This window comes from Vibrio sp. 10N.222.49.C9 (assembly GCF_041474985.1).
Classification (GTDB): domain Bacteria; phylum Pseudomonadota; class Gammaproteobacteria; order Enterobacterales; family Vibrionaceae; genus Vibrio; species Vibrio crassostreae_C.
This window is the reverse complement of the sequence record NZ_JBFRVD010000838.1, coordinates 1-444: the sequence shown is the minus strand read 5'-3', so window position 1 is coordinate 444 and position 444 is coordinate 1. Positions and strand designations below refer to the sequence as shown.

Genomic DNA, 444 nt, shown 5'->3' with positions numbered 1-444 from the left:
TTTCTAGAAGTAGATAACAAGACCAGCTACTTCATCCCGCCCCCGCACATGAAAAAATGCATGCACGGTGACAGAGTGGTTGCTCTGATCCGTTCTGAGAATGACAAAGAATTCGCAGAACCCGATCAGTTAGTAGAACAAGCCGTCACTCGTTTCATTGGTCGCGTTAAGCTGTTTAAAGGACGTCTCAACGTCGTTCCTGATCAACCACAGCTGCGTAATCTATCTCTTAAGGCGAAAACCGCCAAAGGCCTAAAGCATGATATGTTTGCTGAAGGTGACTGGGTTGTCGCTCAAGTCATTCAGCACCCTCTTAAGGGCGCCGATAGCTTCATGGTCGAAATTACCGAAAGGATCACTGACGCTAACGACAAAATAGCGCCTTGGTGGGTAACCCTAGCTGAAAATGACCTTCCTAATTCTGAGCCAGTTGGCATTGATGAC

At 47.3% G+C, this 444-nt stretch carries 1 pseudogene; it reads left to right on the top strand.

Going from position 1 to position 444, the window contains the following annotated elements:
• Positions 1-444: pseudogene (locus AB4585_RS25845) on the top strand (exoribonuclease II); the annotation flags it as partial.